Below are 1,285 nucleotides of genomic sequence, written 5' to 3' on the forward strand. Positions count from 1 at the left end.
GGCCGCCGCGCATAGAAGCCGTAGGCGGCGATGATCGCATAGCAGAGTGCGGGCAGGATCAGCGCGACCCGCAGGCTGCCGCTGGCGTCGGCCAGCACGCCGGTCAGCAGCGGCACCACCGCGCCGCCGAAGATGGCGATGTTGATGATGCCCGATCCGTCCGCCGCCCGGGGCCCAAGCTTCTCGCACGCCAGGCTGAAGATGGTCGGAAACATGATCGAGTTCATCAGCCCGATCGCGAGCAGGCTGTAGGCCGACACCGCGCCGGTGCTGTGGGTCGAGATGGCAAGCAGCGCGATGGCGCCCGCCGCGACGCTCGCCAGAATCATGCCCGGGCTGAGGATGCGCAGGAAATAGCTGCCCACGAAGCGGCCGACCATCGCCCCACCCCAGTACAGGAAGATCATGTCGCCAGCCGCGCGCTCGGTCAGCCCGAGGACATGGCCTTGCTGGAGGTAGTTGACGATGAGGCTGCCGATCGAGACCTCGGCGCCGACGTAGAGGAATATGCACAGCGCGCCGAAGCCGAAGCGGGTGCGGCTGAGCAGCGCAAAGCCGGCAAAGGGCGAGCTCTTCTCATGCTGCTCACCCGGCAGCCGGTTGCGGAACAGGAACACCGCGCCCGCGATCACCAGCAGCGCGATCGCAAGGCCGATATAGGTGTTGGAGATCGCCTGCGTTTCCGCGCTGCGATAGGCTTCGAGCTCGGCGCCCGAAAAGTCCGACGCGCTCACCCCGGCCAGCCCGCCGAGGATCAGTGCCGAGCCGACGATCGGGAAGATAGTGGTGCCAAGGCTGTTGAACGCCTGCGCGAAGGTCAGCCGGCTGTGCACCGTCTTCGCCTTGCCCAGCAGGCTGATCAGCGGATTGGCGACGACCTGCACGATCACCACCCCGCTCGCCAGCACGAACAGCGCAAACAGGAACAGCCCGTAGGTCGCGGTGCGCGAGGCCGGGATGAACAGCAGGCACCCCGCCATCATCACCAGCAGCCCGGTCATCGCCCCGCGCATATAGCCGATGCGCTTGACCAGCTGGGCGCCCGGGATGCCGATCACCAGGTAAGCAGTGAAGAAGCAGAACTGCACCAGCATCGCCTGCGTGTAGTTGAGCGTGAACAGCTCCTTCAGCTTGGGCAGGATCACGTCGTTCAAGCTGGTGATGCCGCCGAAGATGAAGAACAACGCAAACACGAAATAGCGCAGCTCGGGCGCGTCCACCCCGTCGCTCGCCGGCGCGGCATTCGGATCGGCTGGTGCAGCTACGGCCATGTCGTCGTTTCCCC

1 protein-coding gene is annotated in these 1,285 nt (G+C 65.9%); it reads right to left on the bottom strand.

What is annotated here, in order from left to right:
• The coding region (locus ABD729_RS13835; RefSeq protein ID WP_344711472.1) for a sugar MFS transporter at nt 1-1,271 on the bottom strand (1,271 nt) is incomplete at its 3' end.
• Nucleotides 1,272-1,285 lie beyond the last annotated feature (14 nt).

Origin of the sequence: Sphingomonas humi (assembly GCF_039536725.1) — a bacterium.
Classification (GTDB): Bacteria; Pseudomonadota; Alphaproteobacteria; order Sphingomonadales; family Sphingomonadaceae; genus Sphingomicrobium; species Sphingomicrobium humi.